This window comes from Pseudomonas sp. H1h (assembly GCF_000633255.1).
Classification (GTDB): Bacteria; Pseudomonadota; Gammaproteobacteria; order Pseudomonadales; family Pseudomonadaceae; genus Aquipseudomonas.
Genome location: NZ_AYMJ01000012.1, coordinates 210552 through 217177 on the forward strand (window position 1 = coordinate 210552; position 6626 = coordinate 217177).

Annotated in this window: 5 protein-coding genes and 1 pseudogene; all 6 read right to left on the reverse strand. The window is 61.3% G+C overall.

Annotated features, from left to right (window positions below; genetic code table 11):
• Positions 1-30: 30 nt before the first annotated feature.
• Complete coding sequence (gene hutH, locus U862_RS0110135; RefSeq protein ID WP_025110303.1) at positions 31-1554, reverse strand: histidine ammonia-lyase; 1524 nt, start codon at positions 1552-1554, stop codon at positions 31-33.
• Positions 1555-1717: 163 nt separating this feature from the next.
• Positions 1718-2548 (reverse strand): glycine betaine/L-proline ABC transporter ATP-binding protein, encoded by an 831-nt coding sequence (locus U862_RS0110140; protein ID WP_049827999.1) that lies wholly within the window; start codon positions 2546-2548, stop codon positions 1718-1720.
• Positions 2545-3396 (reverse strand): proline/glycine betaine ABC transporter permease, encoded by an 852-nt coding sequence (locus U862_RS0110145; RefSeq protein WP_007949591.1) that lies wholly within the window; start codon positions 3394-3396, stop codon positions 2545-2547. The genes U862_RS0110140 and U862_RS0110145 overlap by 4 nt, the downstream gene beginning before the upstream one ends.
• A 70-nt stretch (positions 3397-3466) precedes the next feature.
• Entirely contained in the window at positions 3467-4435 is a 969-nt protein-coding gene (locus U862_RS0110150) for an ABC transporter substrate-binding protein (protein WP_025110305.1), read from the reverse strand.
• Between the two features lie 69 nt (positions 4436-4504).
• The gene (locus tag U862_RS0110155) at positions 4505-5977 is read right to left on the reverse strand and encodes a cytosine permease (protein ID WP_025110306.1); all 1473 of its coding nucleotides are present in this window, start codon (positions 5975-5977) and stop codon (positions 4505-4507) included.
• A 175-nt stretch (positions 5978-6152) separates the two neighbouring features.
• Positions 6153-6626 (reverse strand): annotated as a pseudogene (locus U862_RS0110160) (urocanate hydratase); the annotation flags it as partial.

Here is a 6626-nt window from a genome sequence, read left to right on the forward strand (position 1 = left end):
CCGCGCCTTGGCACGCTGGTATGGGTATTGTCAGTGCAGATTCGGTAACACGTTGTGCAGCGAATTCGAGTCTTTCAAGACGCTCGCGGCGGCGGCGATATCCGGCGCCAGCCAGCGATCCTGATCGTAAGCCGGGACGGTTTCGCGCAGCAGTCGCCACGCCCGGTCAGTGCCCGCGCCAAAGCGCTGCTCCTTGAGGAATTCAAAGGCCTGCGCCGCCAGCAGGTACTCGATGGCGAGGATCTGCGTGCAGTTTTCCAGGGCACGGTGCAGCTTCAGCGCGGCGCTGGTGCCCATGCTCAGGTGGTCTTCCTGCAGGCCCGAGGTGACGTAGTTGTCGAGCACGGCTGGTTGCGCCAGCTGGCGGTTTTCCGCACACAGCGAGGCGGCGACGTATTGCACGATCATCATCCCCGAGTTCACCCCCGGGTTGGCCACCAGAAAAGCTGGCAGACCGCTGACATGCGGGTTCACCAGACGGTCGAGACGACGCTCGGCGATCGAGCCGATTTCAGCCATGGCAATCGCCAGTACGTCCGCTGCCATCGCCACGGATTGGCCGTGCGGGTTGGCTTGCGACATCACCCGGAAACTCTCCGGCGTACCCAACAGCAACGGGTTGTCGGTGCAGCCGTTAAGTTCGGCTTCGACCTGCTTGATCGCGTGATCCAGTTGATCGCGCGCCGCGCCATGCACCTGCGGGATCGAGCGGATGCTCAGCGCATCCTGAGTGCGAATGCCTTTGCTCGCCGCGATCACTTCACTGCCATCGAGCAACGCGCGCAGATTGCTGCCGACCTGCTGCATGCCCGGATGCGGTTTGAGCGCGATGATTTCGGCGTCGAATGCGGCGATCTGACCGCGCTGGGCTTCGAAGCTCATCGCGCCGATCACATCGGCCCATTGCACCAGCCGCGTGGCATCGGCAATCGCCAGACAGCTGAGGCCGGTCATGCACGGTGTGCCGTTGACCAGGCACAAACCATCTTTCGCACCGAGTTGCACCGGTTGCAGACCCGCTTCGGCCAGCGCCTGTTGCGCCGAGGTGATTTGTCCGCGATAGCTGACATTACCCACACCCAGCAACGCGATGCCGATGTGCGCCATGTGGGTCAGGTAACCCACCGAGCCCTGCGACGGAACCTGCGGGGTGATGCCGCGATTGAGCAACGCCAGCAGCCCTTCGACCACGCGGCGATGAATGCCGGATTTGCCGTGGCTGTAGTTGTGGATCGCGGCGCAGACGATCGCGCGGGTCTGCTCATCGGGCAGCACCGGGCCGACGCCGCAGGCGTGGCTGAGCAAGGTGTTGCGCGACAACTGGCTGAGTTGTTCGTCTTTGAGCGAGACGTTGGACAGACCACCCAGACCGGTGTTGACGCCATAAGCACGCTCGCCGCTTTCGACGATGCGCTGGACGATGCCCTGAGCGTTTTCGATGCGCGCCCAGGTCTGGGCCGACAGCTCGAGCTGCGCGCCGTGACGGGCTACCGCGACCACATCCTGCCAACGCATCGGGGCGTCGGCGATAACGATTTTTTCAGCCTGGGACATCATTGACCTCTTACCCGAATATTGATGCAGCTCCGCCGACGCCTTCGCGAGCAAGCCCGCTCCCACATTGGATCTGTGCCGAACACAAATTTTAAATACACCAACTATCCAATGTGGGAGCGGGCTTGCTCGCGAAAAGGTCGGCACAAACGCCGCGAATCTCTTAAACCACCGCCGCCCGCCGCTGCACGAACCGGTCGACATACTCATCCGCCGGCGAATGCAGGATCTCGCGCGGCGTGCCGACCTGAATCAGACGGCCGTCCTTGAGGATCGCGATGCGGTTGCCGATGCGCACGGCCTCGTCGAGGTCGTGGGTGATGAAGACGATGGTCTTGTGCAGGGTCTTTTGCAGCTCCAGCAACTGGTCCTGCATCTCGGCGCGGATCAGCGGATCCAACGCACTGAACGCTTCGTCCATCAGGATGATGTCGGTGTCTGCCGCCAGTGCCCGGGCCAGGCCCACACGCTGACGCATGCCGCCGGAGAGCTGGTGCGGGTATTTGTTTTCGTAGCCCTTGAGGCCGACGGTGTTGATCCAGTGCAACGCACGTTCGGCGCACATCTGCTTGCTCTCGCCGCGCACTTTCAGGCCATAGGCGACGTTCTCCTGCACGGTCTTGTGCGGCAGCAGGCCGAAGCTCTGGAACACCATGCTGATCTTGTGCCGGCGAAATTCGCGCAAGGCGTCCATGTCGTATTGCAGGATGTCCACGCCATCGACCAGGATCGCACCGCTGGTCGGGTCGATCAGGCGATTGAAGTGACGCACAAGGGTCGATTTGCCGGAGCCGGACAGGCCCATGATCACGAAGATCTCACCGGTACCGATGCTCAGCGACAGGTCGTTGACCCCCACCACGCAACCGGTCTCGTTCAGCACCTGATCCTTGGTCTTGCCCTGGCCGACCATCGCCAGTGCGTCCTTGGCGCGGTTGCCGAAAATCTTGAAGACGTTTTTGACTTCGATCTTGCTCACGGTTGCGTTGCTCATTTGCTCACCTCATGCCGTGGCCGACCGTACGCCTGAGTAATGCGGTCGATGACCACTGCGAGAATCACGATCGCCAGACCGGCTTCGAGGCCGCGCCCGACGTTGAGGGTCTGAATCCCCACCAACACATCTTCACCCAGACCGCGGGCGCCGATCATCGAGGCGATCACCACCATCGACAGGGCCATCATGGTGGTCTGGTTGATCCCGGCCATGATGCTTGGCAAGGCCAGCGGCAGTTGCACACCGAACAGTTGCTGCCAGCGGTTGGCACCGAACGCGTTGATCGCTTCCATGACTTCGCCGTCGACCTGGCGAATACCCAGGTCGGTCAGGCGAATCAGCGGTGGCGCGGCGTAAATGACGGTGGCGAAAATCGCCGGGACCTTGCCTAGGCCGAACAGCATCAGCACCGGGATCAGGTACACGAAGCTGGGCATGGTCTGCATGATGTCGAGCAGCGGCATCAGCACCGAACGCAGGCGATTGCTGCGCGCCGAGAGAATCCCCAGCGGAATGCCGATCAACACCGAAATGATCGTCGCGACCATCATCAGCGCCAGCGTCTGCATGAGTTTGTCCCACAGGCCGACAGCGCCCACCAGGAACAGCAGACCGACGATGACGGCGGTGGTCACTACTTTGCGCGTGGCGTGCCAGGCAACGACGCCGACGATCGCCAGCATCAACCACCACGGCGCTGCACGCAGCAAACCCTCAAGGTTGACGATGGCCCATAGCAGGGTGTCCGAGATGTGGCGGAACACATCACCGTAGTTGGTGACCAGCGAATCGACCCAACCGTTGACCCAGTCGGCGATGGAAAAGGTAAAGCTTTCGGGAAACATAAGAGACTCTCAATCAAGGGGTTGCGATCAAGCACCCGGCTGCCGTTGCCGACAGCCGGAGAAGCTCAACCTACAAGGCCGCGTCGATTTTCTTGGCTGCGTCGTCGCTCACCCATGCGTGCCAGACTTCAGGATGTTCCTTGAGGAAGATTTTCGCCAGTTTTGGCGACTCGATACGTTCCTTCGCCATGCGTCCCAGGTTCTGGTTCAACAGGTCGATCGGCAGGTTGACCTTCTCCAGCACGGCCACCAGCTCCGGGGCTTGCTCGTGGAAAGTTTTCGACAGGCCGACCTTGATGCTCACGGTCTTGTCGACGCCTGGTTTCTCTTCGAGTTTGACCGCGTCGATCTGGCCCATCAGCGGGGTTGGCGACCAGTAGTAGAACAGGATCGGCTCGCCACGCTTGTAGCTCGACAGCACCGCCGCATCCAGCGCCGGGCCGGTGCCCGGACGGAAGTTGGTGTAGGTATTTTCCAGGCCGTAGCTTTTGAGCATTTCGCTGTTGTCCAGCTCACAGGTCCAGCCGGCCGGGCAGTTGTAGAAACGGCCCTTGGACGGCTCTTCAGCGTCCTTGAAAATGGCTGCGTATTTGCCCAGATCAGCGATGTTTTTCAGGTCCGGCGCTTTTGGTTCAAGCTTGCGTTTGGCATCACCTTCGATCACGTAGCGCGGCACGTACCAGCCTTCGACCGCGCCGACGATCGGCGCACCGACACCGACGACCTTGCCGGCCTTCTCGGCCTTGTTCCAGACCTCGCTGCGGCCGACCCATTCTTCGGCGAACACTTGAATATCGTTGCTGCTGAGGGCGTTCTCCATGGTGATGGAGTTGCCCGGCAGGCTGTCGGTCTTGCAGTCGTAACCTTTCTCCAGCACCACTTGCAGCACGTCGGTCAGCAGCATGCCGCTTTCCCAGTTCAGCCCGGCGAATTTCACCGGTTTGCCCGATTCGCACCAGCCGGCGGCTTGCGTCGCACCGGCACTGGCCAGCAGGCCCATGGACAGCAATGTGGTCAGCAGGGTCTTGTTCGATTTCATTGTTGTGACGCTCCTAATCATGAGTTGGCTTACGGCAGTCAAGAGGCATCCAGCCCTGTCCACGTCCAATCAGGCCTGCGCCGCAGCGCGACCGGCCCCACTTGCTTTAGGTTGTACAACGCTGTTCTGCTCGACCGGCAGAATCAGTTGATCGGGCACCGAGCCGTGCCATTTTTTTGCGCACACGTAATACAGGGCGGCAGGCAGCACCAGACCGATGATCCAGGAGATGTCCACGTCACCGAGGGCCGCTACGAGCGGGCCGGTATAGAACTTGGTGGAGATGAACGGCAGCTGCACCAGCACGCCGAACACATAGACGCTGATCCCGAGCAGGTTCCAGCGGCCATAGCGACCATTCGGGTCGGCCAGCGCCGGTACGTCATAGCGCTCACGGGTGATGCAGTAGTAGTCCACCAGGTTGATCGCGCTCCATGGCGTGAAGAACGCCAGCAGGAACAGGATGAAAGACTTGAACGCTCCGAGGAACGAGTGCTGGCCGAGCAGCGCCATCAGCGTCGCCGCACCGACGATGACCAGCACGAACACCAGACGCTGCAGGCGCGTTACTTTCAGGTCACCACGGAAACCGCTGATGATGGTCGCAATGCACATGAAGCTGCCGTAGGAGTTCAGGGTGGAGATGGTCACCTTGCCGAACGCGATGCTGAAATACAGCAGCGCAGCGGTGGCACCGGTGCCGCCCAGACCGACGATGTAAGCCACTTCATGGCCGGCAAATTGCCCGTTGGCCGAAGCCGCCGCGAACACACCGAGGATCATCGCCACCTGCGCGCCGATCACTGAACCGGCACCAGCGGCGAAAAAGGTTTTCACCGAGGAAACCTTGCTCGGCAGGTAGCGTGAGTAGTCCGCCACGTAAGGGCCGAAGGCGATCTGCCAGGACGCCGCCAGGGACACCGCCAGCAGGAAGCTGCTCCAGCTGAAGTGACGGATTTCCAGAAGTGCGCCGACGTCCACCTGACTCACCAAGCGACTGAACAGATAAACAAAAGCGATCACGCCAATGACACTGGCGATCCGGCCGATCCAGTGGATCACCCGATAGCCGAGCACCGTGACCACGACGATGACGCTGGCGAAAAGAAGAATGCCGACAGTGTCGCTGACACCAAACAACTGGCCCAGCGCCTGACCCGACAGCACGGTGCCGGTCGCGGTGAAGCCCAGGTACATCAGGCACACCAGCACGATCGGAATCGCTGCGCCATAAACCCCGAACTGCACACGGCTGGAGATCATCTGCGGCAGGCCCAGCTTCGGACCTTGTGCCGCGTGCAGCGCCATGACACCGCCGCCCAGCAGTTGACCGATCAACAGACCGATCAGCGACCAGAACACATCACCGCCCAGCACCACGGCCAAGGCCCCGGTGACGATTGCGGTGATTTGCAGGTTGGCACCCATCCACAGGGTGAACTGACTGAATAGACGACCGTGTCTTTCCGCTTCCGGGATGTAGTCGATCGAACGCCTTTCGATCAACGGTTTGTTGCCTGCACGATCGGGGTTAACAGCCATGATTCAACCTCTGTGGATTGTTATTCGAGTTCACTGAGCGTCTTGCGCGGGCTGCTGTTGGTGGGAGCGGGCTTGCTCGCGAAGGGGTCGACACATTCAAAACATGTGCTGACTGATCCAACGCATTCGTGAGCAAGCCCACTCCCACCAACAGCAATTCCCACGACTTTTGCGTTTATTTACCGGTGATCATTGGCAGGTTCAGGCCCTGCTCCTTGGCACAGTCGATGGCGATCTGGTAACCGGCATCGGCGTGGCGCATGACGCCGGTGGCCGGGTCGTTGTGCAGCACGCGCGCAATACGCTCGGCCGCTTCGTCAGTACCGTCGCAGACAATCACCATGCCCGAGTGCTGGGAGAAACCCATGCCCACGCCACCGCCGTGGTGCAGCGACACCCAGGTCGCGCCGCTCGCGGTGTTCAGCAGGGCGTTGAGCAGTGGCCAGTCGGAGACGGCATCGGAGCCGTCCTGCATCGATTCGGTTTCGCGGTTCGGGCTGGAGACCGAGCCGGAGTCGAGGTGGTCACGACCGATCACGATCGGTGCCGACAGCTCGCCGCTGCGGACCATTTCGTTGAACGCCAGACCGAGCTTGGCGCGCAGGCCCAGGCCGACCCAGCAGATACGGGCCGGCAGACCCTGGAAGCT